At 69.1% G+C, this 24,559-nt stretch carries 25 protein-coding genes; 23 read left to right on the top strand and 2 right to left on the bottom strand.

Annotated features, from left to right (window positions below):
• Positions 1-42: 42 nt before the first annotated feature.
• The 3 genes from priA (at position 43) to BLT19_RS14270 (ending at position 3,052) form a co-directional block, all read left to right on the top strand.
• The gene (gene priA, locus BLT19_RS14280; protein WP_091491551.1) at positions 43-789 is read left to right on the top strand and encodes a bifunctional 1-(5-phosphoribosyl)-5-((5-phosphoribosylamino)methylideneamino)imidazole-4-carboxamide isomerase/phosphoribosylanthranilate isomerase PriA; all 747 of its coding nucleotides are present in this window, start codon (positions 43-45) and stop codon (positions 787-789) included.
• Positions 773-1,591: an SseB family protein gene (locus BLT19_RS14275; protein WP_091491549.1), complete on the top strand. Its 819-nt coding sequence runs from the start codon at positions 773-775 to the stop codon at positions 1,589-1,591. Before priA ends, BLT19_RS14275 begins: the two co-directional genes overlap by 17 nt.
• A gap of 78 nt (positions 1,592-1,669) precedes the next feature.
• Complete coding sequence (locus BLT19_RS14270) at positions 1,670-3,052, top strand: pyridoxal phosphate-dependent decarboxylase family protein (RefSeq protein ID WP_091491546.1); 1,383 nt, start codon at positions 1,670-1,672, stop codon at positions 3,050-3,052.
• Here BLT19_RS14270 and BLT19_RS14265 read toward each other — a convergent pair.
• The gene (locus tag BLT19_RS14265; RefSeq protein WP_091494078.1) at positions 3,049-3,423 is read right to left on the bottom strand and encodes a DUF1844 domain-containing protein; all 375 of its coding nucleotides are present in this window, start codon (positions 3,421-3,423) and stop codon (positions 3,049-3,051) included. The two genes, BLT19_RS14270 and BLT19_RS14265, sit on opposite strands and share 4 nt — an antisense overlap.
• 364 nt (positions 3,424-3,787) lie before the next feature.
• Between BLT19_RS14265 and infC the strand changes: the two genes are divergently transcribed.
• The 10 genes from infC to pheT all read left to right on the top strand — a co-directional run bounded on the left by infC (position 3,788) and on the right by pheT (position 13,095).
• Positions 3,788-4,381 (top strand): translation initiation factor IF-3, encoded by a 594-nt coding sequence (infC, locus tag BLT19_RS14260; RefSeq protein WP_231917673.1) that lies wholly within the window; start codon positions 3,788-3,790, stop codon positions 4,379-4,381.
• 72 nt (positions 4,382-4,453) lie between these two features.
• A complete protein-coding gene (gene rpmI / locus BLT19_RS14255; protein WP_091491544.1) occupies positions 4,454-4,648 on the top strand; it encodes a 50S ribosomal protein L35 in 195 nt (64 codons plus the stop codon).
• Between the two features lie 33 nt (positions 4,649-4,681).
• On the top strand, positions 4,682-5,065 hold the full coding sequence (rplT, locus tag BLT19_RS14250) for a 50S ribosomal protein L20 (protein ID WP_091491542.1): 384 nt from the start codon (positions 4,682-4,684) through the stop codon (positions 5,063-5,065).
• Between the two features lie 112 nt (positions 5,066-5,177).
• A complete protein-coding gene (locus BLT19_RS14245) occupies positions 5,178-5,984 on the top strand; it encodes a TrmH family RNA methyltransferase (protein ID WP_091491539.1) in 807 nt (268 codons plus the stop codon).
• A gap of 82 nt (positions 5,985-6,066) precedes the next feature.
• Positions 6,067-6,864, top strand: coding sequence for an amino acid ABC transporter ATP-binding protein (locus tag BLT19_RS14240; protein WP_091491536.1), 798 nt, complete (start codon positions 6,067-6,069; stop codon positions 6,862-6,864).
• A 106-nt stretch (positions 6,865-6,970) separates the two neighbouring features.
• Complete coding sequence (locus BLT19_RS14235) at positions 6,971-7,867, top strand: glutamate ABC transporter substrate-binding protein (RefSeq protein ID WP_091491533.1); 897 nt, start codon at positions 6,971-6,973, stop codon at positions 7,865-7,867.
• A 76-nt stretch (positions 7,868-7,943) separates the two neighbouring features.
• Positions 7,944-8,591 carry an amino acid ABC transporter permease gene (locus BLT19_RS14230; RefSeq protein ID WP_091491530.1) on the top strand — a complete coding sequence of 216 codons (648 nt, stop codon included), beginning with the start codon at positions 7,944-7,946 and terminating at the stop codon, positions 8,589-8,591.
• The gene (locus BLT19_RS14225; protein WP_091491528.1) at positions 8,588-9,478 is read left to right on the top strand and encodes an amino acid ABC transporter permease; all 891 of its coding nucleotides are present in this window, start codon (positions 8,588-8,590) and stop codon (positions 9,476-9,478) included. The genes BLT19_RS14230 and BLT19_RS14225 overlap by 4 nt, the downstream gene beginning before the upstream one ends.
• Positions 9,479-9,523: 45 nt before the next feature.
• Entirely contained in the window at positions 9,524-10,564 is a 1,041-nt protein-coding gene (gene pheS / locus BLT19_RS14220) for a phenylalanine--tRNA ligase subunit alpha (protein WP_091491526.1), read from the top strand.
• On the top strand, positions 10,564-13,095 hold the full coding sequence (gene pheT / locus BLT19_RS14215; RefSeq protein WP_091491523.1) for a phenylalanine--tRNA ligase subunit beta: 2,532 nt from the start codon (positions 10,564-10,566) through the stop codon (positions 13,093-13,095). The genes pheS and pheT overlap by 1 nt, the downstream gene beginning before the upstream one ends.
• Before the next feature lie 51 nt (positions 13,096-13,146).
• Here the strand turns inward: pheT and BLT19_RS14210 are convergent, their stop codons facing one another.
• Positions 13,147-14,289, bottom strand: coding sequence for an AAA family ATPase (locus BLT19_RS14210; protein WP_091491520.1), 1,143 nt, complete (start codon positions 14,287-14,289; stop codon positions 13,147-13,149).
• 549 nt (positions 14,290-14,838) lie between these two features.
• Between BLT19_RS14210 and argC the strand changes: the two genes are divergently transcribed.
• The 10 genes from argC to BLT19_RS14160 all read left to right on the top strand — a co-directional run bounded on the left by argC (position 14,839) and on the right by BLT19_RS14160 (position 24,554).
• The gene (gene argC / locus BLT19_RS14205; RefSeq protein ID WP_091491517.1) at positions 14,839-15,885 is read left to right on the top strand and encodes an N-acetyl-gamma-glutamyl-phosphate reductase; all 1,047 of its coding nucleotides are present in this window, start codon (positions 14,839-14,841) and stop codon (positions 15,883-15,885) included.
• On the top strand, positions 15,882-17,039 hold the full coding sequence (gene argJ, locus BLT19_RS14200) for a bifunctional glutamate N-acetyltransferase/amino-acid acetyltransferase ArgJ (RefSeq protein WP_091491514.1): 1,158 nt from the start codon (positions 15,882-15,884) through the stop codon (positions 17,037-17,039). Before argC ends, argJ begins: the two co-directional genes overlap by 4 nt.
• Entirely contained in the window at positions 17,036-17,938 is a 903-nt protein-coding gene (gene argB, locus BLT19_RS14195; RefSeq protein ID WP_091491511.1) for an acetylglutamate kinase, read from the top strand. Before argJ ends, argB begins: the two co-directional genes overlap by 4 nt.
• Entirely contained in the window at positions 17,935-19,164 is a 1,230-nt protein-coding gene (locus tag BLT19_RS14190) for an acetylornithine transaminase (protein WP_091491508.1), read from the top strand. The genes argB and BLT19_RS14190 overlap by 4 nt, the downstream gene beginning before the upstream one ends.
• Complete coding sequence (gene argF / locus BLT19_RS14185) at positions 19,161-20,084, top strand: ornithine carbamoyltransferase (RefSeq protein WP_091491505.1); 924 nt, start codon at positions 19,161-19,163, stop codon at positions 20,082-20,084. Before BLT19_RS14190 ends, argF begins: the two co-directional genes overlap by 4 nt.
• Positions 20,063-21,202 (top strand): heparan-alpha-glucosaminide N-acetyltransferase domain-containing protein, encoded by a 1,140-nt coding sequence (locus tag BLT19_RS14180; protein ID WP_091491502.1) that lies wholly within the window; start codon positions 20,063-20,065, stop codon positions 21,200-21,202. Before argF ends, BLT19_RS14180 begins: the two co-directional genes overlap by 22 nt.
• 9 nt (positions 21,203-21,211) lie before the next feature.
• A complete protein-coding gene (gene argH, locus BLT19_RS14175) occupies positions 21,212-22,642 on the top strand; it encodes an argininosuccinate lyase (protein WP_091491499.1) in 1,431 nt (476 codons plus the stop codon).
• A 69-nt stretch (positions 22,643-22,711) separates the two neighbouring features.
• Entirely contained in the window at positions 22,712-23,359 is a 648-nt protein-coding gene (locus tag BLT19_RS14170) for a SatD family protein (RefSeq protein ID WP_091491497.1), read from the top strand.
• A complete protein-coding gene (locus tag BLT19_RS14165) occupies positions 23,356-24,153 on the top strand; it encodes a hypothetical protein (protein ID WP_091491494.1) in 798 nt (265 codons plus the stop codon). Before BLT19_RS14170 ends, BLT19_RS14165 begins: the two co-directional genes overlap by 4 nt.
• A 50-nt stretch (positions 24,154-24,203) precedes the next feature.
• Complete coding sequence (locus BLT19_RS14160) at positions 24,204-24,554, top strand: VOC family protein (RefSeq protein ID WP_231917672.1); 351 nt, start codon at positions 24,204-24,206, stop codon at positions 24,552-24,554.
• The last annotated feature ends 5 nt before the right edge of the window (positions 24,555-24,559 follow it).

The raw sequence follows: 24,559 nt of genomic DNA, 5'->3' as shown, positions 1-24,559 counted from the left end.
CGCCGCAGCCCACTGCTCCGGCCGCGTCTCGCACGAGGAGCCATGAACGATTTCGCGTCCACGCCTGAGCTGATCCTGCTGCCCGCCGTCGATGTCGCGGGGGGCAAGGCCGTGCGTCTGACCCAGGGCGAGGCCGGAACGGAGACCAACTACGGCGACCCCGTGGATGCGGCTCTGGAATGGACCCGTCAGGGCGCGGACTGGATCCACCTCGTGGACCTCGACGCCGCATTCGGCCGCGGGAACAACGCGGCGATCCTGCGCAAGGTGATCAAGCAGGTCAAGGGCGTCCAGGTCGAACTCTCCGGCGGCATCCGCGACGACCGCACGCTCGAGGACGCGCTGGAGAGCGGCGCGACGCGGATCAACCTCGGCACGGCTGCCCTGGAGAACCCCGAGTGGGCGGCGGATGTCATCGGACGATACGGCGATGCGATCGCCGTGGGCCTGGACGTTCGCGGCACGACCCTCGCCGCGCGCGGCTGGACGCGCGACGGCGGGGACCTGTGGACCGTGCTGGAGCGGCTGGAGGACGCCGGCTGCAGCCGCTACGTCGTCACCGACGTCACGAAGGACGGCACGCTCAAGGGGCCGAACGTCGAGCTGCTGCGCGAGCTCACCTCCCGCACGACGAAGCCCGTGGTCGCCTCGGGTGGCGTGTCGAGTCTGGATGACATCGCCGCGTTGCGAGACCTCGTCCCGCTTGGCGTCGAGGGCGCGATCGTCGGCAAGGCGCTCTATGCGGGCGCGTTCACGCTCGCAGAGGCCCTGGATGTCGCCGGACACTGATCCGCACGATCCGCACGGCGTCCACTCGGACGCCGATGCCATCCACACCCCGTCCGCAGACTCCGCCGGCGTGCCGTGGGAGGGGCGGCGATTCGAACCGAACCCCCACTCCGGAGACGACGGGTCGGCCGATCCAGCGCTGCTCGCCGCGCTCACCGCCTTCCGCTCCGGTTCCGGGGATCCGGTCGAGGTCATCGATGCGTACCGTGCGGCGCGGCTCCTGATCCCGCTGGTCGCGGAAAAGGGCCAGGAGGGCGTTTCGGCCTCCGGCCTGCGCGTCGACAAGACGCAGGAACTCTCGATCGTGACCGTCGCCGCTCCCGACGGGCGACGGGTGCTGCCGGTGTTCACCTCCATGGCGGCGATGACGCAGTGGGATGCCACGGCTCGCCCGGTCCCCGCCGACGGCGTGCGCACCGCGGTCGCGGCGGCAGCCGATGACACCGACCTCATCGTGGTCGATCCGGGCTCAGAAACCGAGTTCGTCGTGCGGCGACCCGCCGTCTGGGCGATCGCGCAGCAGCAGCGCTGGGAGCCGAGCTTCCGATCTCCCGAGGTCTTCACCGGCCTGCAGGAGAGCATCGGCGGCGAACTGGCCGTGCTCGACCTCGCGGTCGAGGCGGGTGACCCGCAGTCCCGCGGCCGCGGACCCGAACTCATCGTCCGCTTGGAGCTCATCCACGGCCTGGAGCAGTCCGAGCTGGACGCGGTCCTCGCGCGACTGGCCCGCAAGTGGGCTGCCGATGACCGGATCGCGGTCCTGGTCGACTCGCTCACCGTGAAGCTGATCCGCTCCGCCTGAGCGCCGAGCGCGTTGCGCTGAGCCTCGCGGAGGCGGAGGATCGTGGCGTCCGGTTCGGTCGGATCGCGGAGGTGGCGCATGGCGGAGGACGAATACCGCGACGTGCTGGATGCCGCGCATCGGCGCGCGCAGTCGTGGCTGGACACCGTCGCCGAGCGCCCGATCCATCCACAGCTCGATGTGGACGGCATCCTCGACCGCATCGACCGGGGATGGAGTCGGACCGGCGTCGATGCGACGGCGGTCGTCGATGAACTGGCGGACATCGTCGAACCGGGGCTGATGGCGCTGGCATCGCCCCGCTTCTACGGATTCGTCATCGGCGGCGTGTATCCCGCATCGCTCGGGGCGGACTGGCTCGTCTCCGCATGGGATCAGAACACCGGGTCGCGGCAGCCGACGCCGGGGACGGCTGCCGTCGAGGAGGTCGCGGCCGAATGGCTGCTCGAGGCGCTCGGCCTTCCGGCGGGCAGCGGGGTCGGGTTCGTCACCGGGGCCACGAGCGCCAACATGTCCTGCCTCGTCGCCGCCCGCGACGCGGTGCTGCGGGTGCGCGGCCATGACCCGGTCGCCGGCCTGCAGGCTGCGCCGACGATCCGGTTTCTGGCCGGCGACGGCGTGCACACCTCGGTCGTGCTGGCCGGACGCATGGTGGGACTCGGAACCCCGACGACCGTCGGCGGCGACAGCGAGGGACGCATCGACGTGGATGGTCTCGAGCGCGCGCTCGCCGGGCACGATGGACCCGCCATCGTGGCGCTGCAGGCGGGCGACGTGCACTCCGGGGCCTTCGACGACTTCGCCGCCGCCATCGACGTCGCCCGAGCGGCGGATGCGTGGGTGCACGTCGACGGCGCCTTCGGCCTGTGGGCGGCCGCCAGCTCGAAGCTGCGGCACCTCGTGACGGGAATGGACCGCGCCGACTCGTGGGCCACCGATGCGCACAAGACGCTCAATGTCCCGTATGACTGCGGCGTGGCGATCGTCCGCGACGAGGGTGCGATGGCGGCCGCACTCGGCGCGCACGCTGCGTACCTGCCCGCCGTCGCGGAGGTGTCCGACCCCTACGACCACACTCCCGAGCTTTCGCGCCGGGCGCGCGGCGTGCCGGTGTGGGCGGCACTCCGTTCTCTCGGGCGCGACGGTGTCGTCGAGCTGGTGGACGGGCTCGTCGACGCCGCCGCCGGCCTCGCCGCAGGATTCCGCCGAGTTCCCGGGCTGGCGGTGGTGAACGACGTCGTCTTCACACAGGTGTGCGTCACGGCGGGGGATGGCGCGCTCACCGCAGCCCTGGGGGACTGGCTGCGTGCCGAGGGCACTGCGTGGGCGTCGTCATCGACGTGGCGCGGACGCACCGTCATCCGATTCGCGGTCAGCAACCGGGGGACCGACGCGGAGGCGGTCCGGCGCACGGTCGATGCCGTCCGCCGCGGAGCGGCGGCGCTGGGCATCAGTGGCTAGGTGACAGGTCCCGTCCATTTTTCGCCCGGACCGGAACCGATGGGGTCCTCGATGACGGAGGCCTCGCGGAACGCCAGTTGCAGCGAGCGCAGGCCGTCGCGGAGCGAGCGGGCGTGCATATCGCTGATCTCCGGCGCGGCGGCCGTGATGAGCCCGGCCAGGGCGTTGATGAGCTTGCGCGCCTCGTCGAGGTCGAGCTCGGTGTCCGGATCGTCGGCCAAGCCCACCTTCACGGCGGCGGCACTCATCAGATGCACGGCGGCGGTGGTGATCACCTCGACGGCCGGCACATCCGCGATGTCGCGGCTCGCCGCTGCGGCCGCGCGCTCCTGCGCCTCCCAGCGCGCCTGACGATCGGCATCCGCGGCCAGCTGCCCGGCTCGCAGGTCATCGTCGCCGTCTCGAATCGTGTCCACGTGTCACTCTCTGCTAGACTGTGCCGGGCTCCGAAGCGTCGTGCTTCGGAACGAAAGAGGATCACATCCCACCCGCGCTTGCCGCTCCAGGCTACCGGGTAACGCACTCCGCCCCGACCGCTTGCGGTCTGGGGTAGCCATCGGCGGAACGCATGCGTGCAGACTCCGACGGATACCGGGTGAACAGCCGGCGCTCGGGCGCCGTGCGGGTGGAATCGAGTCTCTCTTCCGCCCGCGATGCATCCCGCTTCGCGGTGGCCGACACCCGCACGAAGAGGAGTTCCGCATCAGCGATCCCCGCACCAATGACCGCATCCGTGTGCCCGAGGTCCGCCTCGTCGGCCCGAACGGAGAGCAGGTCGGCGTCGTACGCATCGAGGTTGCCTTGCGTCTGGCGCAGGATGCCGATCTCGACCTTGTCGAGGTGGCTCCGAACTCGAAGCCGCCCGTCGTCAAGATCATGGACTACGGGAAGTTCAAGTACGAAGCAGCGCAGAAGGCCAAGGAGGCCCGGCGCAATCAGGCGAACACCATCCTCAAAGAGGTGCGTTTCCGCCTGAAGATCGAAGCACACGACTACACCACCAAGCTCAAGCGCGCCGAGGGCTTCCTCAAGGCCGGAGACAAGGTCAAGGCCATGATCCTGTTCCGCGGTCGCGAGCAGTCCCGTCCCGAACAGGGCGTGCGCCTGCTCCGCAAGTTCGCCGAGGATGTCGCCGAATTCGGCACCGTGGAATCCAACCCCACGATCGATGGACGGAACATGGTCATGGTGGTCGCCCCCCACAAGAACAAGTCCGAGGTCAAGACCGAGCAGAACGCCCAGCGCGCTGCGAACAAGGAAGCGGCTCGCTCCGCGACCCACGGCGGACCGGAATCCGCGGACGAGCCTGCCACGGCCGACGCCGAGTAGGTCCCACGAACTCCCGCCACGCGGGAATCCCACCACGAAGCCCGCAAGGGCGACACACCGAAGGAACGAGAGATGCCGAAGCAGAAGACCCATTCGGGTGCCAAGAAGCGGTTCAAGATCACCGGCAGCGGAAAGCTGATGAAGCAGCAGGCCGGCATGCGCCACAACCTGGAGGGCAAGGCGAGCAAGCGCACGCGTCGCCTCAACCAGGACCAGGTCCTGTCCAAGGCTGACACCAAGCAGGCGAAGAAGCTTCTCGGCCGCTGAGCGCGCGTCGAATCACGTTAGGAAACATGAGAAATGGCTAGAGTCAAGCGGGCCGTAAACGCCCACAAGAAGCGTCGCGTCATCCTGGAGCGTGCCTCCGGTTACCGCGGACAGCGTTCGCGTCTGTACCGCAAGGCCAAGGAGCAGGTCACCCACTCCCTCGTCTACGCGTACCGCGACCGTCGCAAGCGCAAGGGCGATTTCCGCCGTCTGTGGATCCAGCGCATCAACGCCGCGAGCCGTCAGAACGGCCTCACGTACAACCGCCTGATCCAGGGCCTCGGCCTCGCCGGTGTCCAGGTCGACCGTCGCATGCTCGCCGAGCTCGCGGTCAACGAGCCGGCGACGTTCGCGTCACTGGTGGCGACGGCGAAGGCGGCGCTGCCCAGCGACGTCAACGCGCCGAAGTCCGCCTGATCGGTCCGCAGGCAGCGCGCGAGAGCGCGTCGAGACAGAGCGTCCTCCTTCGGGAGGGCGCTCTGTCGTTTCATGCACCGCGGTGCATGCGTCGCGCCTCTACACTGATCGTGTGCTCGAGAACCCGCGTTCGCCGCGCGTGCGCGCCGTCGCGAAGCTGACCAAGCGCAGCGCGCGTCAGGAAACCGGACTCTTCCTGCTGGAAGGTCCGCAGGCGGCGCGGGAAGCCCTGCTCTATCGGGCCGACACGGTCGTGGAGATCTTCGCGACGCCGACGGCCATCGAGCGGCACACGGACCTGCGCGACCTCGCGCGGGATGCCGGGCTGGAGGTGATCTTCACCACCGAGGCCGTTCTGGACGCGATGGCCGACACCGTCACACCGCAGGGCATCGTCGCCGTCGCGCGCCAGACCCCGGCATCCATCCGCGATGTCTTCTCCGGGTCCCCACGACTCATCGCGATCTGCGAGGAGGTTCGCGACCCCGGCAACCTCGGCACCATCATCCGCGCCGCCGACGCGACCGGCGCCGATGCGGTGATCCTCACCGGTCGCACGGTCGACCCGTACAACCCGAAGGTCGTACGCGCCACGACCGGATCACTGTTCCACCTCCCCATCGTCGTCGGGGTCGAGCTCGCCGCCGTCGTCGAGCGTGCCAGGGCCGGCGGCATCCGCGTCGTCGCCGCCGATGTCGCCGGGGACGACTTCCTGGCCTCCCGTGCGCTGCTGGCCGAGCCCACCGCATGGCTCTTCGGCAACGAGGCGCGAGGCCTGGAGCAAGAGGCCATCGCGCTCGCAGATGTATCGCTGCGCCTGCCCATCTACGGCAGTGCGGAGTCGCTGAACCTCGCCACGGCGGCCAGCGTCTGCCTGTACGAGACAGCCTTCGCGCAACGCTCGGAGCGCTCGATCTGATCGATTCCGGTCCTGTTACAGTCCGGTAAAGGTCGCGCGCCACACCTCCCGGCCGCACATCGCGTCGCCCTAGTGTGGGGGCATGGCGACACCGGAGACACCTGCAACGACGCCGCGGACATCGAACATCGACGTCCGTCGGGGTGATCCACTCGTCGTGATCACCGACGTCCAGAAGCACTACGGCGAGTTCCAGGCCCTGAAGGACATCGACCTCACCGTGCATCGCGGCGAGGTCGTGGTCGTGATCGGTCCGTCAGGCTCCGGCAAGTCCACGCTGTGTCGGACGATCAACCGCCTCGAGACCATCACGTCCGGCACGATCACGATCGACGGCAAGGAGCTGCCCAAGGAGGGCAAGGGTCTTGCCGAGCTCCGCGCCGACGTCGGCATGGTCTTCCAGTCGTTCAACCTCTTCGCCCACCTCACGATCCTCGAGAACGTCACGCTCGGCCCGATCAAGGTCCGCAAGATGAAGAAGGCGGATGCCGAGCGCGAGGCCAAAGTGCTGCTCGATCGCGTCGGCGTCGGCCACCAGGCGGCGAAGCTTCCGGCACAACTGAGCGGCGGCCAGCAGCAGCGCGTCGCGATCGCCCGCGCACTGGCGATGAACCCCAAGGTGATGCTCTTCGACGAGCCGACATCGGCGCTGGACCCCGAGATGATCAACGAGGTCCTCGATGTGATGATCGGCCTCGCGCAGGACGGCATGACGATGATCGTCGTCACGCATGAGATGGGCTTCGCGCGAAAGGCCGCAGACCGGGTCGTCTTCATGGCCGACGGCGAGATCCTCGAAGACCAGAAGCCGGACGACTTCTTCACCAACCCCACGACCGACCGGGCGAAGGACTTCCTCTCGAAGCTCATCACCCACTGATCCGAAAGACACAGCCCACACAGCAGCAGCACGCATCAACCACTCCGAACGACCCGAACGTCGGATACGAAACGCACCTGAATACACGCAACACAAGGAGAATCACATGCGAAAGTCACGAATTCTCGCGGGAGCCGCCTTGGCGGCCGCCGCCATCCTCACCCTCTCGGCTTGCAACAGCGGGACACCCGGCGCCGCGCCGAGCGCGTCCAGCGGCGAAGAGGAGGGCACCTGGTTCGAGGTGGCCACTGACACCACGCTCGAAGGCAGCCCGACGTTCGACACGATCACCGAGAACGGCAAAGTCCGTATCGGTGTGAAGGAGGACCAGCCGGGTCTCGGGTACCTCGACCAGGCCACGGGTGAGCGCTCCGGCTTCGACGTCGACATCTCCCGCTGGATCGCCGCTTCGCTCGGATACGACGAGGAGGACATCGAGTTCGTCGCGATCCCGTCGGCGAACCGCGAGCAGGCGATCGTGAACGGCGACATCGACTACTACGTCGGCACGTATTCGATCACGGACAAGCGCAAGGAGCAGATCGACTTCGCCGGCCCGTACTTCATCACCGGTCAGGGTCTGCTGGTAGCCGCCGACAACGAGGACATCACGGACGTCGACACGCTCGACGGCGCGGTCGTCTGCTCGGCAACCGGTTCGACCTCGATCCAGCGAATCAAGGACGAGCATCCCGAAGCGACCACGACCGAGTTCGACACGTACTCGCAGTGCGTCGAGCAGCTCAAGTCGGGCCAGGTGGACGCGATCACGACCGACCAGGCGATCCTGATCGGCTACGCAGCGCAGGATCCCGACAACCTGAAGGTCGTCGGCGACGTCTTCAGCGAAGAGCGCTACGGCGTCGGCATTCAGAAGGGCGACACGGTTTTCGTCGACTACGTGAACGCACTGTTCACCGACGGTGGCGACATCTGGACGGCCATCTTCGAGAAGAACCTCGGTGCCTCGGGCATCGAGGTCGAGCAGCCCACGGTCGACTGACCCGGTTCCGGGGCGGCGTGCGCAGTGCACGCCGCCCCGGCGCCTCCACCGCACGCGAACCGAGGAGCAACCGGGCGTGAACGTTCTGACCGACTACCCCGACCTGTGGGGTGAGGCACTGCTCGGCACGCTCGTGCTGTTCTTCGGCGGTGGCCTCATCGCCATCGTGCTCGGCCTGATCATCGGTGCGATGCGAGTCTCGCCGATTCCGATTGCCCGCGCGGTGGGAACGGTCTACGTCAACACGATCCGAAACACCCCGCTCACCCTGATCTTCTTCTTCTTCGCGTTCGGCATCCCGCTCCTGGTCGATTTCCGCGTCAACTTCCTGGTGCTCGCGGTCTGGGCGCTTGGGATCTATACGGCCACCTACGTCGCCGAGACGATTCGATCCGGCATCAACACGGTCCCTGTCGGTCAGGCCGAAGCGGCGAGAGCCCTCGGTTTGACGTTCGGACAAGTCATGGGCTCGGTCGTGCTCCCGCAGGCGGCCCGGTCGGTCATCCCGCCGATGATGAGCGTGTTCATCGCCCTCCTGAAGAACACCACCGTCGCGGCAGGGTTCTCGGTGGTCAACCTGGGCAACATCCGCGCCGAGATGAGCGAGAACGGCGAGAACCAGCTCGTCGTGCTCCTGTGGGTCATGGCGGTGTTCGTCGCCATGGTGCTGCTGCTCGCATGGCTGCAGCGCGGCATCGAGAACAAGTGGAGGGTTGCGCGATGACCTCGGTGCTGTACGACGTCCCTGGCCCGCGCGCGATCACCCGCAACCGCATCCTCGGTGTGATCACCGTCCTGGTGGTCGCCGGCGTGCTCGGCTTCATCATCTGGCGCTTCGCCGTCACGGGTCAGTTCTCCGCGTCGAAGTGGCAGGCCTTCAGCTACACACTGGTCTGGCAGAATTTCGCGTTGGCGACCTTGCGGACCCTCGCCGCTTTCGCCGCTGCGGCCGTCGGCGCCTTGATCCTCGGCTTCGTGCTCGCCATCGGTCGGCTCTCCGATCACGCCTGGGTGCGGATCCCGGTGACCGCGATCATCGAGGTGTTCCGCGCGGTCCCCGTCCTGATCCTGATGCTGCTCTTGTACTACGGTCTGCCCGTGGTCGGCATCAAGCTCGGCACCTACCTCTCCGTCGTGATCGCGTTGATCGTCTACAACGGGTCGGTGCTGGCTGAGGTCATCCGGGCCGGCGTGGAGTCTCTGCCGAAGGGGCAGCGCGAAGCCGGTTACGCCATCGGGCTGCGCAAGTCGGGCGTGATGCAGCTGATCCTGCTTCCGCAGGCGATCCGCGCCATGATGCCGGTGATCATCGCCCAGCTGGTGGTGACGCTGAAGGACACGGCACTCGGGTTCATCATCACCTATCCGGAACTGCTCGACTACGCCAAGGATCTCGGTTCATCCGCGACCCTCGATTCCCCGCTGATCCAGGCCGGCATCGTCGCGGGCGCGATCTACATCAGCCTGTGCCTGCTGCTCTCGCTGCTCGCGAGCCGCATCGAAGCCCGCACGCGCCGGTCACCGAAGGTGCTCGCGCCAGCCGGCGCCCAGCCGCTCCAGGACGGCGTCACCGACACCGAGCTCATCGTGGCTCAGCGCGACGAGGGCTAACCGGTCGTCCGAGGTCACCAGTGGCGCTCGGTAGACTCGTCTCTCGTGTCTGACAGTCCCGAAATCACGCCCGAATCGGTCGAGTCCGCCGTCGCGGCGGCGCTCGAGGCGATCGCCTCGGCATCCGGCACGGCCGAGCTGAAGGCGGCTCGTTCCGCGCACTCCGCCGAAGGCTCGCCCCTGGCGACGTTGAACGCGCAGCTGCGAAACGTGGCTCCGGAGAAGAAGGCCGAATTCGGCAAGCTCGTCGGGCAGGCGCGCGGGCGGGTGAACCAGGCGCTCACCGCACGCGAGGCAGCGCTCGTCGAGGCCGAGACGGCGGCCAGACTCGAGGCGGAGCGCATCGACATCACCGCGCTGGCGACCCGCGCGCGGGTCGGGGCGCGGCATCCGATCTCGCTCCTTCAGGAGCAGATCGCCGACATCTTCGTCGGCATGGGCTGGGAGATCGCGGAAGGCCCCGAGCTCGAGCACGAATGGTTCAACTTCGACGCGCTGAACTTCGACGTCGACCACCCTGCGCGCCAGATGCAGGACACGTTCTTCGTCGATCCGGTCGACCGGCACCTCGTCCTGCGCACACACACGAGCCCCGTGCAGGTTCGATCGATGCTGGAGCGCGACCTGCCGATCTACGTGCTGTGCCCCGGGCGGGTGTACCGCACCGACGAGTTCGACGCCACGCACCTCCCGGTCTTCACGCAGTTCGAGGGTCTCGTCATCGACAAGGGCATCACGATGGCCCACCTGAAGGGCACGCTCGACCACGCTGCGCGCGTCCTGTTCGGTCCCGAGGCCAAGACGCGATTCCGCGCGAACTTCTTCCCCTTCACGGAGCCCTCCGCGGAGCTGGACCTCTGGCACCCGACCTTCAAGGGCGGCGCTCGGTGGATCGAATGGGGCGGCTGCGGAATGGTGAACCCGAACGTTCTGCGTGCCGCGGGCATCGATCCGGAGCAGTATTCGGGCTTCGCGTTCGGGATGGGCATCGAGCGCACGCTGATGTTCCGCAGCGATGTGCAGGACATGCGCGACATGGCTGAGGGCGATGTCCGCTTCAGCGAGCAGTTCGGGATGGTGGTCTGATGCGGGTTCCGCTGTCGTGGTTGCGCGAGTACGTAGACGTGCCGACGGATGCCACGCCCGAAGACGTCCTGGCGGCTCTGGTGCGAGTGGGCTTCGAGGAGGAGGACGTCTTCCGCTTCGAGCTGACCGGCCCGATCGTGGTGGGCGAGGTCCTCGAGTTCGTCGAGGAGCCGCAGTCCAACGGCAAGACCATCCGCTGGTGCCAGGTGCGGGTCGCCCCCGACGGCGAGCCGGCGGCCGACGGCGGCCCCGCGGTGCACGGGATCGTGTGCGGGGCGGGCAACTTCTTCGCCGGTGACAAGGTCGTCGTGACGCTGCCCGGATCGGTCCTGCCCGGACCGTTCCCGATCGCCGCGCGCAAGACCTATGGGCACGTCTCGGACGGCATGATCGCCTCCGCGAAGGAGCTCGGCCTGGGGGAGGAGCACAACGGCATCCTCCGGTTGGTCGAGCTCGGCATCGACGCGCCTGTCGGGACCGATGCGATCGCCCTGCTCGGCCTGGACGACGTGGCCGTCGACATCAACGTCACGCCCGACCGCGGCTACGCGCTGTCGATCCGGGGCGTCGCGCGCGAGTACTCCCACGCGACCGGCGCGCGGTTCCGCGACCCCGCCGCGAAGGCGTGGGGCGAAGTCAACCTGCACGACTCGGACGCCTTCCGGGTGTCGGTCGCCGACGCGGCGCCCATCCGCGGTCGCGTCGGAGCCAGCGAGTTCGTCGCCCGCATCGTCCGCGACGTCGATCCGACTCGGCCGACCCCGTCCTGGATGGTGGCGCGGTTGACGCTTGCGGGGATCCGCTCGCTCGGCATCCTCATCGACATCACCAACTACGTCATGCTCGAGCTCGGCCAGCCCATCCACGGCTACGATCTGGACGCCCTGAAGGGCGCCATCACGGTCCGCCGCGCCGCGGCCGGTGAGAAGCTCGAGACCCTCGACGGCAAGGTGCGCACGCTCGACCCTGAGGATCTGCTGATCACCGACGAGTCCGGTCCGATCGGCCTGGCCGGCGTCATGGGCGGCGGCACGACCGAGATGTCGGCGTCGACCCGCAATGTGCTGATCGAGGCGGCGACGTTCGATCCGGTCTCGATCGCGCGCACGGCGCGCCGGCACAAGCTGCCGTCCGAGGCGTCCCGCCGGTTCGAGCGCGGTGTCGACCCGGCGATCCCGTTCGTCGCTGCGGCCCGGGTCGCCGATCTCCTGGTCCAGTACGCCGGCGGCACCGACACGCGCTCCGGCGGCGCGCTCCTGCAGCCGTTCAGCACGCCGGGCATCGACCTGCCGAAGGCGTTCGTCCCCGCGCTCATCGGCGTCGCGTACACGGAGGGCGAGATCGTCGCGGCGCTCGAGATGATCGGATGCCTCGTCTCGGCCCGCGAGGCCGACTGGGCGGTCTCTCCGCCGACGTGGCGCCCGGACCTGATCGACAAGTGGACGCTCGCCGAGGAGGTCGCCCGGATCGAGGGGTACGACCGCATCCCCTCCCTGCTGCCCACCCCTCCGTCGGGGCGCGGGCTCACCCCCGCCCAGCAGGGGCGCCGGCGCGTTGCGAACGCGCTCGCCGCGGCGGGTCTGGTCGAGACGCCGTCCTTCCCGTTCACCACCGAAGAGCAGAACGCGCTGCACGGCTCGGCATCGGGAGATCCGCTCCCCAGCGTTCACCTCGCGAATCCGCTCGACGGTCAGTCGCCGTTCCTGCGGCGTTCTCTCCTGCCCGGACTGCTCCAGGTCGCGCATCGCAACGTGGCGCGCGGCATGACCGACCTGGCGCTGTTCGAGACCGGCGCCGTCTTCCTTCCCGCGCCCGGGGTGCGGTACGGAACGTCCTTCGTGCCGCCGCTGGCGGTCCGTCCGGATGCCGCGACCCTGGCCGAGCTGGATGACTCGATCCCTCCGCAGCATCGTCATGTGGCTGTGCTGTTCGGCGGGAACCTCGTCCCGAAGCAGCCGGGCGAAACTGCGGTGGCAGCCGATCTGACCGCCGTGCTGGACGCCGTCCGCACGATCGCGTCGGCCGCCGGCGTCGTCATCGACATCGAGCAGACCCAGCGTGCTGCGCTGCACCCCGGTCGAGCCGGCAGACTCACCGTCGGCGACATCGAGGTGGGATACGTCGGCGAGCTCCTGCCGGCTGTGGCCGAGGCATCCGATCTTCCCGGTCGCATCGTCGTCGCGGAGCTCGACCTCGACCTCTTGCTGCGCTCGGCCGGCGAGAAGGTCGTCGCCGCGTCGCTGTCCGGGTATCCCGCCGCCACGCAGGACGTCTCTCTGGTCGTCAGCGCCGATGTGCCGGCCGCCGCGGTGCGCGCCGCGCTCGTGGATGGCGCAGGCGAACTGCTGGAGTCGCTGCGGATGGTCGACGACTATCGCGGCGCGGGCGTGCCCGAGGGGTCCAAGAGCCTGACGTTCGCCCTGCGGTTCCGCGCGCCGGACCGGACGCTGACGGCGGGCGAGGCGAGCGATGCGAAGCTGACCGGCGTCGCGGTCGCGGCCGAGCGCTTCGGCGCGACGCTGCGCGAGTAGCCTGCGGCCCGGTCATCCTCGGCCAGTCCCTGATCCGGTGGAAGGATCGTGTCAGCGCGAGCCCCACTGCCACATCGGGCGATCCAGCATGCCCTGATCGGCGATGCGCGTGCCCGCTGGAGTCGACTCCAGACGATGGCTCAGCGCGCCCGCCCGATCCAGCGCTGCCGCCAACGCGACCGAGTGCGTGACCACCAGCACCTGAGTGGCTTCGGATGCTGCGGCGATCAGCTCCCCGAGCGGCCCGATGAGGTCGGGGTGCAGGCTCGACTCCGGCTCGTTCAGGACGATGAGCGGACCCGGTTCGGCCGGAAGGAGCGCAGCGCACAGCAGCAGGTACCGCAGGGTGCCGTCCGAGAGCTCGGTCGCCTCGAGTGGTCGCAGCATCCCCGGCTGATGCATCGTCAGCCGCAGCTGGTTGTCGGAGCCGATGACCTCGACGCGCGACCCGGGGAACGCCCGATCGACCTCGCGGGAAAGCGGCGCTCCACGTCCGGACTCCGAGATCGTCGCCCACGTCGCCGCGAGTGTCGTGCCCTCGTGATCGAGGACCGGCGTGCGGGTGCCCACCTGCGGCGATCGCAGGGGAGCGGCATGGTCGGTGCGGAAGTGATCGTAGAACCGCCAGCCGGACAGCGTCCGCCGAAGCGCCAGCAACTCCGGTCCGGTGTCACCCTCGGCGAGGTCGGTCAGGATCGTCTCGTACGCCATGAGGGGCTGGGACAGGACGCGCCACGAGGTGTCCCGCACGCGCGCGACGCCGCGCATCCGGTCCAGAAGCAGGGTCGACGGCTTGGCGAACGGTCCTGCGAAGATCTGTTCGCGTTTGATCTCCGGATCGCGCGCGAAGAGCGTCGGCTGGACGACCTGCGGCTGACCGAGATCGATCAGGTAGCCCAGCTCGTCGCTCGCGAAGCCGAGCAGCAGCGCGTGCGGGTTCTTCCGCACAGTGCCCTGCACGACGGCCTCACCCGTCGGCGACTCCGGCCCCGCCCACAGCACGGACGGAAGCCCTCCTTCGCGAGCGACCGCCTCGACGATCGCGCCGCGCGCGGTCGACGCCAGCAACCGCAGCGCACGGTACAGATTCGACTTGCCAGAGCCGTTGTGGCCGGTCACGACCGTCAGCGCGCCGAGCGGCACCGCGACGTCGCGCAGCGACCGGTAGCCGGCAACGGCGACGGTGGTGAGCATCGTCCCATCCTTTCAGGCTCCGGCGATCCGCCGAGGGCGGAACGGATGCTGCGGCCGGGCGGATCTGATGGGATGACAGTCATGACCCACGTCCTGATCCTCGGCGGAACGGGCTGGGTCAGCGGCCGCATCGCACGAGGCGTTCCGCGCTGCCGGCGGACAGCTACGTCCGATCGACGAGACGCTGAGCCGGGTCATGGCTGACGAGCGCACGCGTGGGCTCGATCGCGAACGCGCGAACGGGCTGACCCGCGACGAGGAGATCCGGCTTCTCCGAGACTTCCTCTGAGCAGCGTCCGACCCGCCACGATTTGCGGCCCTCCTGCGCCAGGAGCTATCGTCGGCGCATGCCTTCGACCGTGCTCCCGCGTTCCCCGCGGTTCTCGAGCCCGTCGAGGACCGTGTCGGGAGTCGTTCCCGCGCGCCGACGCCACCTCCGTCTGAACACCAGCGACCGCCGACGCTAGGCGACGCCGCGCACCTGCCGAGCAGGGGAGCCGTGGACGTCGCCGTCCTCGGCCCACGACCCCAGACTCTAAGGTGGAATCCATGACATATTCGGTCGCCGTCTCCGGCGCATCCGGCTATGCGGGCGGTGAGATCCTCCGGATCCTCGCCGCACATCCCGACGTCGAGATCCGCACCGTCACCGCGCACTCCAACGCGGGACAGCCGCTCATCCAGCATCAGCCGCACCTCCGGTCGCTTCGCCACCTCACCCTGCGCGAGACGACGCCCGAGGTCCTCGCCGGTCACGACATCGTGTTCCTCGCCCTGCCGCACGGGCAGTCCGGGCAGTTCACCGATGCGCTCGCCGGCACACCGCTGGTCATCGACGCCGGCGCCGACCACCGGCTCGAATCGGTCACCGATTGGAATCGGTTCTACGGGGGCGAATTCCACGATCCGTGGGCCTACGGCGTGCCCGAGCTGCTCGTCGACGGCGTGAAGCAGCGGGCCCGGCTCGTCGGGGCGACCCGCATCGCCGCGCCCGGCTGCAATGCCAGCACGGTCAGTCTGAGCCTCGCGCCAGGGGTCGCCGCGGGTGTGATCGACGCCGGCGATATCGTCACGGTGCTCGCCGTGGGGCCGAGCGGTGCGGGCAAGAGCCTGAAGACGAACCTGCTTGCGAGCGAGATCCTCGGCAGTGCGAACCCCTATGCGGTGGGCGGAACGCACCGTCACATCCCCGAGATCAGGCAGGCGCTGACCGCCGCGGGGGCCGGTGACGGCATCCGCATCTCGTTCACTCCGGTCCTGGTCCCCATGGCGCGCGGCATCCTCGCCACGAGCACGGCTCCCATCGCGCGCGGTGCGACGGACGCGCAGATCCGGGCCGCGTGGGAGGACGCCTACGGCGACGAGACGTTCGTCCAGCTGCTCGCGCCGGGGGAGTTCCCGCGCACCGCCGACGTCCTCGGCGCCAACACCGCCCTGATGGGGCTCGCCATCGACCGCGACGCCGATCGGGTGGTCGTCGTCACCGCCGTCGACAACCTCGTCAAGGGGACCGCGGGCGCGGCGGTCCAATCCATGAACATCGCGCTGGGCCTGCCGGAAGGCACAGCGCTGAGCACCGACGGAGTCTCTCCATGAGCGTGACTGCAGCACGGGGATTCGACGCGGCCGGCGTCGCGGCCGGCCTCAAATCCAGTGGGAATCCCGACGTCGCGGTCGTCGTCAACCGCGGCCCCCTGAAGGTCGGCGCTGCGGTGTTCACCTCGAACCGTGCCAAGGCGAATCCCATCCTCTGGTCGCAGCAGGCGATCCAGGACGGCGTCGTCGAGGCGATCGTCCTCAACTCCGGGGGAGCGAACTGCTTCACAGGGAGCTTCGGTTTCCAGACGACGCATCAGACCGCCGAGCGGGCCGCGGAACTGCTCGGGGTGAGCGCGGGCGACGTGCTGGTGTGCTCGACCGGGCTGATCGGCACCGGCGACGAGGTGTTCCGCGGCAAGGTGCTGGCGGGCACCGAACAGGGGATCGGCGCGCTCTCGCCGGACGGTGGCGAGGCTGCATCCCTCGCCATCATGACGACCGATTCCCGCCCGAAGCGGTCCGTGATCTCCCGAAACGGGTGGAGCATCGGCGGCATGGCGAAGGGCGCCGGGATGCTGGCACCGGGCCTGGCCACGATGCTGGTCGTCCTCACCACGGACGCCGTCCTCGATGCCCGGCAGGCTGATGTCGCGCTGCGCTCCGCGACGCGGGTGAGCTTCGATCGCCTCGACTCGGACGGATGCATGTCGACCAACGATCAGGTGACCCTGATGGTCAGTGGGGCGTCGGGGGTGACTCCGGCCCCGGACGACTTCGCCGCTGCGCTCGCCGAGGTGTGCAGCGACCTCGCGCGTCAGCTCCAGGGTGACGCCGAAGGCGCCAGCCACGACATCACGATCGAGGTCGTGCACGCGGCATCCGAGTCGGACGCGGTCGACGTTGGCCGCTCGGTCGCCCGCAACAATCTCTTCAAAGCCGCCATCTTCGGCAACGACCCCAACTGGGGACGCGTGCTCGCCGCGATCGGGACGACCGACGCGGAGTTCGACCCGTACGACGTCGACGTCTGGATGAACGGCGTGCGGGTGTGCAGCCAGGGCGGGCCCGATGCATCTCGCGACGACGTCGACCTCACCCCGCGTGCCACCCACCTGGTCATCGACCTTCGCGTCGGAGATGCCGCGGCGTCCATCCTCACCAACGACCTCACCCACGACTACGTCCACGAGAACAGCGCATACGCGACATGAACATCGACCTGCAGGACACCGACCCCGCCGAGGCGAGCGGGAAAGCGGCGACGCTCGTCGAATCGCTGCCGTGGCTGCGACGCTTCAGCGAGCAGATCGTCGTCGTCAAGTACGGCGGGAACGCGATGGTCAGCGACGAGCTGCAGGATGCCTTCGCCGCCGACATCGCCTATCTGCGCTACGTCGGCGTCAAGCCGGTCGTGGTGCACGGCGGAGGTCCGCAGATCTCGTCGATGCTCGATCGTCTCGACATCCCGAGCGAGTTCAAGGGCGGCTACCGGGTCACCAGCACCGAGGCGATCTCGGTCGTGCGGATGGTGCTCACGGGCCAGATAAATCCGCAGCTCGTCGCCAAGATCAATGCCCACGGCCCGCACGCCGCCGGTCTCTCCGGTGAGGATGCGGGACTCTTCGGCGGCCGCCGGCGCGGTGTCGTCGTGAACGGCGTGGAGCACGACCTCGGCCGGGTCGGCGATGTCGTCGAGGTCGATCCGCAGCCCGTGCTGGATCAGCTGGCAGCCGGCCGCATCCCCGTCGTCTCGAGCATCGCGCCGGACCTGGATCACCCGGGGCACTCCCTCAACGTCAACGCCGATGCCGCCGCAGCAGCGCTCGCGGTGGCCCTCGGCGCGGCCAAACTCGTCGTGCTGACGGACGTCCCCGGTCTGTACGCCGACTGGCCCAACCGCGACTCCCTCGTCTCGCACCTGACCGCCCCAGAGCTGCGCGCGATGCTGCCGCGGCTCGAGTCGGGGATGATCCCGAAGATGCAGGCATGTCTGGACGCCGTTGAGGGCGGCGTCCAGACGGCCGCGATCATCGACGGGCGCGTGCCGCACTCGGTCCTCGTGGAGATCTTCACCAGCAACGGAATCGGAACAGAGGTGGTGCTCGGATGAGTTGGCAGGACGACGCGAGCCGTGATCTCGTGCGCAGCTTCGGCGACCGGATGGCGATGTTCGTCCGCGGCGAAGGGGCCTATCTGTGGGATGCCGACGGGCGCCGCTACCTCGATTTCCTCGCGGGTATCGCGGTGAACTCGCTGGGGCATGCCCACCCGGTCTTCGTCGAGGCGATCGCGACCCAGGCTGCGACCCTGGCGCACGTCTCCAATTACTTCGCCACGCCGCCGCAGCTCGCACTCGCCTCGCGGCTGAAGCGTCTCGCCGGCACCGGCGACGAGGGGCGCGTGTATTTCGGCAACTCGGGAGCCGAGGCGAACGAGGCTGCGTTCAAGCTCGCCCGGCTGCACGGCGCCGCGGGCGACGGCGTCGCCGCTCGTCCCCGCATCCTCGCACTGCGGGACGCGTTCCACGGCCGCACGATGGGCACGCTCGCACTCACCGGCAAGCCGTATATGCAGGAGCCCTTCCTCCCGATGGTTCCCGGTGTCGAGTTCATCGACTCCACGATCGATGCCCTCGAGGCTGCGCTGGACGATCGCGTCGCCGCGCTGTTCGTCGAGCCGATCAAGGGCGAGGCCGGAGTGATCGATCTCCCCGAGGGATACCTGACAGCCGCGCGCGAGCTCACCCGGAAACGCGGCGCTCTGCTGATCATCGACGAGATCCAGACCGGCGCGGGTCGCACCGGTGAGTGGTTCGCCTTCCAGCACGCGGGCATCGCACCGGATGCGATCACGGTGGCCAAGGGGATCGGCGGCGGCTTCCCGATCGGCGCACTGATCACCTTCGGCTCGGCGAGCAACCTGTTCTACCCGGGCACGCACGGCTCGACGTTCGGCGGCAACGCGCTCGGCACGGCTGTGGCAGGTGCCGTCCTGGAGGAGATCGAGAGCGCAGGTCTCGTCGCCAACGCGGCCGAGCGCGGCCGGCAGCTGCGTGCCGCGATCGATGGACTGGACTCGCCGTTGGTGAGCGGATGCCGCGGCCAGGGCCTTCTCGTCGGCGTCGGCCTGCATCATCCGGTCGCCAAAGCGGTCGTCGCCGCCGCGCAGGAGCACGGACTCATCATCAACGCGCCCAACGACGAGACCATCCGGCTCGTCCCCGCGCTCACCATCGGCGACGTCGAGATCGACGAGTTCGTCGAGCTGTTCGGCGCGGCGCTGCGCACCGTCGAGGACGCGCTCGTTCTCGACCCTTCTGAGGAGATCTCCGCATGACCCGTCACCTGCTGCGCGATGACGACCTGACCGCCGCCGAGCAGTCCGAGATCCTCGACCTGGCCGTGGTCCTGAAGAAGGACCGCTGGGGGGACAAGTCGCTGGCCGGGCCGCAGACCGTGGCGGTGATCTTCGACAAGTCTTCGACGCGGACCCGGGTCTCGTTCGCGGTGGGCATCGCCGACCTGGGGGGCACGCCGCTGATCATCTCGACGGCGAACAGCCAGCTCGGCGGCAAGGAGACGCCCTCCGACACGGCCCGCGTGCTCGAGCGCCAGGTTGCGGCGATCGTCTGGCGCACCTACGCGCAGGCGGGCCTCGAGGAGATGGCGGCAGGCACGCGGGTGCCCGTCGTCAATGCGCTCAGCGACGACTTCCACCCGTGCCAGCTGCTCGCGGACCTGCTGACGATCCGCGAGCACAAGGGCGAGCTGAAGGGCCTCACCCTCGCCTTCTTCGGCGACGGGCGCTCCAACATGGCGCACTCGTACATGCTCGCCGGGGTGACGGCCGGCATGCACGTGCGCGTCGCCGCACCCGAGTCGTACTCGCCGCGCGAAGACGTCGTCGCCGATGCCGACCGCCGTGCCGCAGAGACCGGCGGCTCGCTGACGCTCTACACGGACGCCAACGAAGCCGCGGCCGGTGCCGACGTGATCGTCACGGACACCTGGGTGTCGATGGGCAAGGAGGAGGAGAAGCTGGCACGGCTGCGCGACCTCGGCGAGTACAAGGTGACCCGCGAACTCATGAGCCTCGCCCGGCCTGACGCGATCTTCATCCACTGCCTGCCCGCCGACCGCGGCTACGAGGTGGAGGCCGAAGTCATCGACGGTCCGCAGAGCGTCGTGTGGGATGAGGCGGAGAACCGTCTCCACGCCCAGAAGGCGCTCCTGGTGTGGCTGCTGCGCCAGGAGTGACGGCCGGCTGGCTGCCCACCCGGTGGGACCGGCTGAACGGCCCGCAACGGATCGCGGGCGTCGATCTCGCGCGCGGGATGGCGGTGATCGGCATGCTGGCCGCCCATCTGCTGTGGATCGGCGACTTCTCGTTCGCCGACCCCGGATCTTGGGTGGCCGTCGTGGACGGCCGATCGTCGATCCTCTTCGCGACGCTCGCCGGTGTCTCGATCGGGCTGGTGACCGGCGGTCGCACTCCGCTTCCGCCGGCGCAGCGCAGGACGGCACGTCTCCGCCTGGCAGTGCGGGCGGCACTGCTGTGGGTGCTGGGTCTTCTGCTCATCGCGACGGGTGTGCCGGTGTACGTGATCCTGCCTGCCTACGCGATCCTGTTCCTGCTGGCCACCCTGCTCATCTCGCTGCCCGCTCGCACGCTGCTGATCCTCGCCGCGGCACTGGCGCTGGTCATGCCATTCGTGCAGGTGCTGCTGGACGAGCTCCCGATCTGGCAAGCGCCGCTGTCGCCACTGCTGGGCTACGCGGTGGGCTGGCACTACCCGTTCCCGGTCTGGATCGCGTTCCTCGCCGCCGGTCTCGGTGTCGCACGAGCCGGCATCCGGCGCACCGATGTGCAGGTGCGGATGCTGGCTGCCGGCGCCGGCCTCGCCGTCCTCGCCTACGGCGCCGAAGCCCTGACGGGCGCCGGCCCTCAAGGCGAGTCGGCCTCCTTCTGGGGTGCGGTGTGGACCGCTCGTCCGCATTCGAGCGGGGTCCTGGAGGTCATCGGCTCCGGGGGCTTCGCCCTCGCGGTGATCGCGCTGTGCCTGCTCGTGTGCCGCACAGCTGTGCGGTGGGTGGTGCTCCCGTTGCGGGCTGTCGGTGCGATGCCGCTGACCGCCTACACCGCGCAGCTCCTCGTCTGGGCGATCGCGGCGATCGTCCTGTTCGGCCAGACCGGCGATCTGGCAGCATTCCGCGACATCGAGCCGTTCTGGCCGATCACGCTCGGCATCGTCATCGGTGCGACGGCATGGGCGCTGCTGGTCGGGCGGGGGCCGCTCGAGTGGATCGTCGAGCGCGCCTCCACGCTCGCGGTGCCGGCTGTGCCGCCCGCGGGCACCCGTCCGCCTGCTCGCTAGGCTTGTCTGGTGAGCGATCAGAAACCGTCCGGTACCAACGAGGGCGCGCTGTGGGGCGCCCGATTCGCCTCGGGTCCGTCGCCGGAACTGGCCGCGTTGAGCCGCTCGACGCACTTCGATTGGCAGCTGGCGCTGTACGACATCGCCGGTTCGCACGCGCACGCCAAGGCACTCGCCTCAGCGGGCTACCTCTCCGGCGACGAGGCCGCGGCCATGCACGCCGGGCTGGATGAACTGGCCGCACGCATCGCGGAGGGCACGCTCGTGGCCGCCGAAGGCGACGAAGATGTCCACGGAGCATTGGAGAGCGCCCTCATCGGCGTGCTCGGAGCGGAGCTGGGCGGCAAACTGCGCGCCGGCCGCAGCCGCAACGACCAGATCGCGACGCTGGTGCGGATGTATCTGCTCGATCACGCGCGCACCATCGCGCGCGACCTCCTCCGGGTCATCGACGCCCTCGTCGCGCAGGCCGAGGCCCACCCGGACGCGATCATGCCGGGACGCACCCACCTCCAGCATGCGCAACCCGTCCTACTCGCCCATCACCTGCAGGCGCACGGCTGGCCGCTCGTGCGCGATCTGGAGCGGTTGCGTGACTGGTCGGTGCGGGCATCCGTCTCGCCATACGGCGGGGGAGCCCTCGCCGGTTCGACGCTCGGACTCGATCCGCAGCTCGTCGCGAGCGAACTGGGGCTCGCTCGCCCGTCGGAGAACTCGCTCGACGGGACCGCCGCCCGAGACGTGGTCGCGGAGTTCGCGTTCATCGCGGCGTTGATCGGCATCGATCTCTCCCGCTTCGCCGAGGAGATCATCATCTGGAACACCCGGGAGTTCGGCTTCGTCACCCTCGACGACGGCTATTCGACGGGCTCGAGCATCATGCCGCAGAAGAAGAATCCCGACATCGCCGAACTCGCCCGAGGCAAGGCCGGGCGGTTGATCGGCAATCTGACCGGGCTGCTCGCGACGCTCAAAGGCCTCCCGCTCGCCTACAACCGCGACCTGCAGGAGGACAAGGAGCCGGTCTTCGATTCGGTCCAGACGCTCGAAGTCGTCCTGCCGGCCTTCGCCGGGATGATCGCGACGCTGCGCTTCGACACCGAGCGGATGGCGGCACTCGCGCCGCAGGGATTCAGCCTCGCGACCGACGTCGCGGAGTGGCTGGTCAAGCAGGGGGTCCCGTTCCGCGACGCCCATGAGATCTCCGGAGCCCTGGTCACGCTGTGCGAGCAGCGCGGCATCGAACTGTCCGATGTCAGCGACGAGATGCTCGCCGGTGTCTCGGACGAGCTCACGCCGGATGTGCGCGAGGTGCTCTCGATCGAGGGGTCGGTCGCATCGCGTGACGGCGTCGGTGGGACCGCTCCGACGCGCGTCCTCGAGCAGCGGAGCGAGCTGATCACCCGTGCCCAGGCAGCGGCACATGCGCTCGGGCTGTAAGCACGAGCTTATGAATCGAAAGTATAAGCAATACACTTATTTTCTGGATTTATAAGCTAGACTCTCGGCATGACGATCGCCGTGATCTCGGACATCGTCGGCTCGCGCCGACTCGTCGACCGAAGCGCGTCGCAGCGCGTGCTGGATGACACGATCGCGCGCATCGAGGCGGATCTGCCGCTTGCCGCGCGGCCCTTCCACCCCACGGTCGCGGATGAGGAACAGGCGGCGTACGACGACCTGCCTGCCGCGCTGGCGTCGCTGCTCCTGCTTCAACTCGCCCTGCCCGACGGCATCGAATGCCGGTTCGGCATCGGCATCGGCGAAGTGCGCGCCGTCACGACCGGCACCGGAACGATCGAGGACGGCTCCGGATGGTGGGCGGCGCGGGCGGCGATCGACACCGTGCACGCGAAGCAGCAGCGCGCCGCGCCGAGCGCACGCACCTGGGTTGTCGCCGCCGAAGGGGAGGATGCCGGTATGCACAGCGCCGCGCTTCTGGCCAACGCCTACCTTCTGGCCCGCGACGAACTGGTCGGCGCGATGAACGAGCGCACGCGACGACTGGCCTACGGACGCTGCCTCGGGGTCACGCAGCGCGAACTCGCCGACGGTGAAGGCATCACACAACCCGCGGTCTCGCAAGCGTTGACCGGCGCAGGCGCCGGAGCTGTCGTCGAAGGCTTTGTCGCGCTGCGGACGGCGGTGCGGAGGTGATCGTCGCGGGGCTCATCCTGCTCAGTGTGGGCTCGGCCGACCTCATCCGTCAGTTCGTCCCGCCCGCGCGGCGATGGATCGGTCTGCTCGTCGCAGCCGTGGCGATCCTCGCGCTCGGAGCATTCTCGGACGCGATCCTCGCCGCGCTGCTGAGCGTAGGACTCGCGGCGGCGTGGATGTGGCTGATGCCTTCCGGCGCGCCGGCACGTGCCGCGTTCTGGCCGGCGGCCGCCCTGGCTGCGCTCTGCGCCGGACTGGTCGCGCTGCTCGGTGCGCGTACGGCGCCCGGTCTGATCGGCGGGGTGTGGCACCTCCCCTCGCCGATCGGCGACGTTCCCTTCGACCTCGCCGTCCTCGCGGTCGGCACCGTCGCGCTGCTGCTCGAATCGGCCAACGTCATCGTGCGCGCGGCGCTGGACGTGGAGATGCCGGCGCCGTTCGCGAGGACGACTGCGCCTGCGCCGCCCACCGACGCGGCGGATGCCGACTCCGGGGGGGATGACGGTGACGATGCCGGCCGACGAGACGCGGTGCCGCTCGCGATCGAACCCGAGCTGAAGGGCGGCCGGCTCATCGGGCCACTGGAGCGGGTGATCGTCTTCGCGATGATGCTCTCCGGTGCGTACGTCCTGGTGGCAGCCGTCTTCGCCGCGAAAGGCATCGTCCGCTTCCCCGAGATCTCGCGTGACGACGGCAGCGGCAGCCGCGCCGAGTATTTCCTGGTCGGCAGCATGGTCAGCTGGGGACTCGCCCTGGCCGGCGCGCTGCTGGTGTGGTGGGCCGCAGCGGCCTGACATCGTGAATGCCCCTTGCCCAGGCATCCGCGCCCTGCCAGCGTTGACGCATGGCGAAAATGGAGCATTTCGAGATCCCGGTCGACGACATCGCGCGGGCGCAGGCGTTCTACTCGACGGTCCTCGGCTACGCGTACGAACCGTGGGGCGACGAGATGGGCATGCTCAAACAGCCCGACGACGAAGGCGTGAACGGCGACCTGCACATCCGCGGACCGGTGCCGCATCCCACCGTCGTGTTCACCGTCGAGCGCATCGAGGATGTCGTGGCGCTGGCGCAGGCCAACGGCGGCGGCCTGATCGGCCAGATCGAGCCGATGGGCGAAACCGCCCGGTATGCGTACATCAAGGACTCCGAGGGCAACATCATCGGCGTCTACGACGAGATCGCGGCGGCCTGAGCGGC

The sequence above is a fragment of the Microbacterium pygmaeum genome (assembly GCF_900100885.1).
Lineage (GTDB): Bacteria > Actinomycetota > Actinomycetes > Actinomycetales > Microbacteriaceae > Microbacterium > Microbacterium pygmaeum.
Note: the sequence above shows the minus strand (reverse complement) of the source record. Positions and strands in the feature narration are given on the sequence as shown.

What these genes read in the sequence shown, in the direction of transcription:
- pheT (WP_091491523.1), top strand. Translation starts at nt 10,564, where the DNA reads ATGCGGGTTCCGCTGTCGTGGTTGCGCGAGTACGTAGACGTGCCGACG.
- argB (WP_091491511.1), top strand. Translation starts at nt 17,036, where the DNA reads ATGAACATCGACCTGCAGGACACCGACCCCGCCGAGGCGAGCGGGAAA.
- priA (WP_091491551.1), top strand. Translation starts at nt 43, where the DNA reads ATGAACGATTTCGCGTCCACGCCTGAGCTGATCCTGCTGCCCGCCGTC.
- BLT19_RS14235 (WP_091491533.1), top strand. Translation starts at nt 6,971, where the DNA reads ATGCGAAAGTCACGAATTCTCGCGGGAGCCGCCTTGGCGGCCGCCGCC.
- BLT19_RS14240 (WP_091491536.1), top strand. Translation starts at nt 6,067, where the DNA reads ATGGCGACACCGGAGACACCTGCAACGACGCCGCGGACATCGAACATC.
- BLT19_RS14270 (WP_091491546.1), top strand. Translation starts at nt 1,670, where the DNA reads ATGGCGGAGGACGAATACCGCGACGTGCTGGATGCCGCGCATCGGCGC.
- BLT19_RS14160 (WP_231917672.1), top strand. Translation starts at nt 24,204, where the DNA reads ATGGCGAAAATGGAGCATTTCGAGATCCCGGTCGACGACATCGCGCGG.
- BLT19_RS14275 (WP_091491549.1), top strand. Translation starts at nt 773, where the DNA reads ATGTCGCCGGACACTGATCCGCACGATCCGCACGGCGTCCACTCGGAC.
- BLT19_RS14170 (WP_091491497.1), top strand. Translation starts at nt 22,712, where the DNA reads ATGACGATCGCCGTGATCTCGGACATCGTCGGCTCGCGCCGACTCGTC.
- argJ (WP_091491514.1), top strand. Translation starts at nt 15,882, where the DNA reads ATGAGCGTGACTGCAGCACGGGGATTCGACGCGGCCGGCGTCGCGGCC.
- BLT19_RS14210 (WP_091491520.1), bottom strand. Translation starts at nt 14,289, where the DNA reads ATGCTCACCACCGTCGCCGTTGCCGGCTACCGGTCGCTGCGCGACGTC.
- BLT19_RS14190 (WP_091491508.1), top strand. Translation starts at nt 17,935, where the DNA reads ATGAGTTGGCAGGACGACGCGAGCCGTGATCTCGTGCGCAGCTTCGGC.
- rplT (WP_091491542.1), top strand. Translation starts at nt 4,682, where the DNA reads ATGGCTAGAGTCAAGCGGGCCGTAAACGCCCACAAGAAGCGTCGCGTC.
- rpmI (WP_091491544.1), top strand. Translation starts at nt 4,454, where the DNA reads ATGCCGAAGCAGAAGACCCATTCGGGTGCCAAGAAGCGGTTCAAGATC.
- BLT19_RS14225 (WP_091491528.1), top strand. Translation starts at nt 8,588, where the DNA reads ATGACCTCGGTGCTGTACGACGTCCCTGGCCCGCGCGCGATCACCCGC.
- argC (WP_091491517.1), top strand. Translation starts at nt 14,839, where the DNA reads ATGACATATTCGGTCGCCGTCTCCGGCGCATCCGGCTATGCGGGCGGT.
- argF (WP_091491505.1), top strand. Translation starts at nt 19,161, where the DNA reads ATGACCCGTCACCTGCTGCGCGATGACGACCTGACCGCCGCCGAGCAG.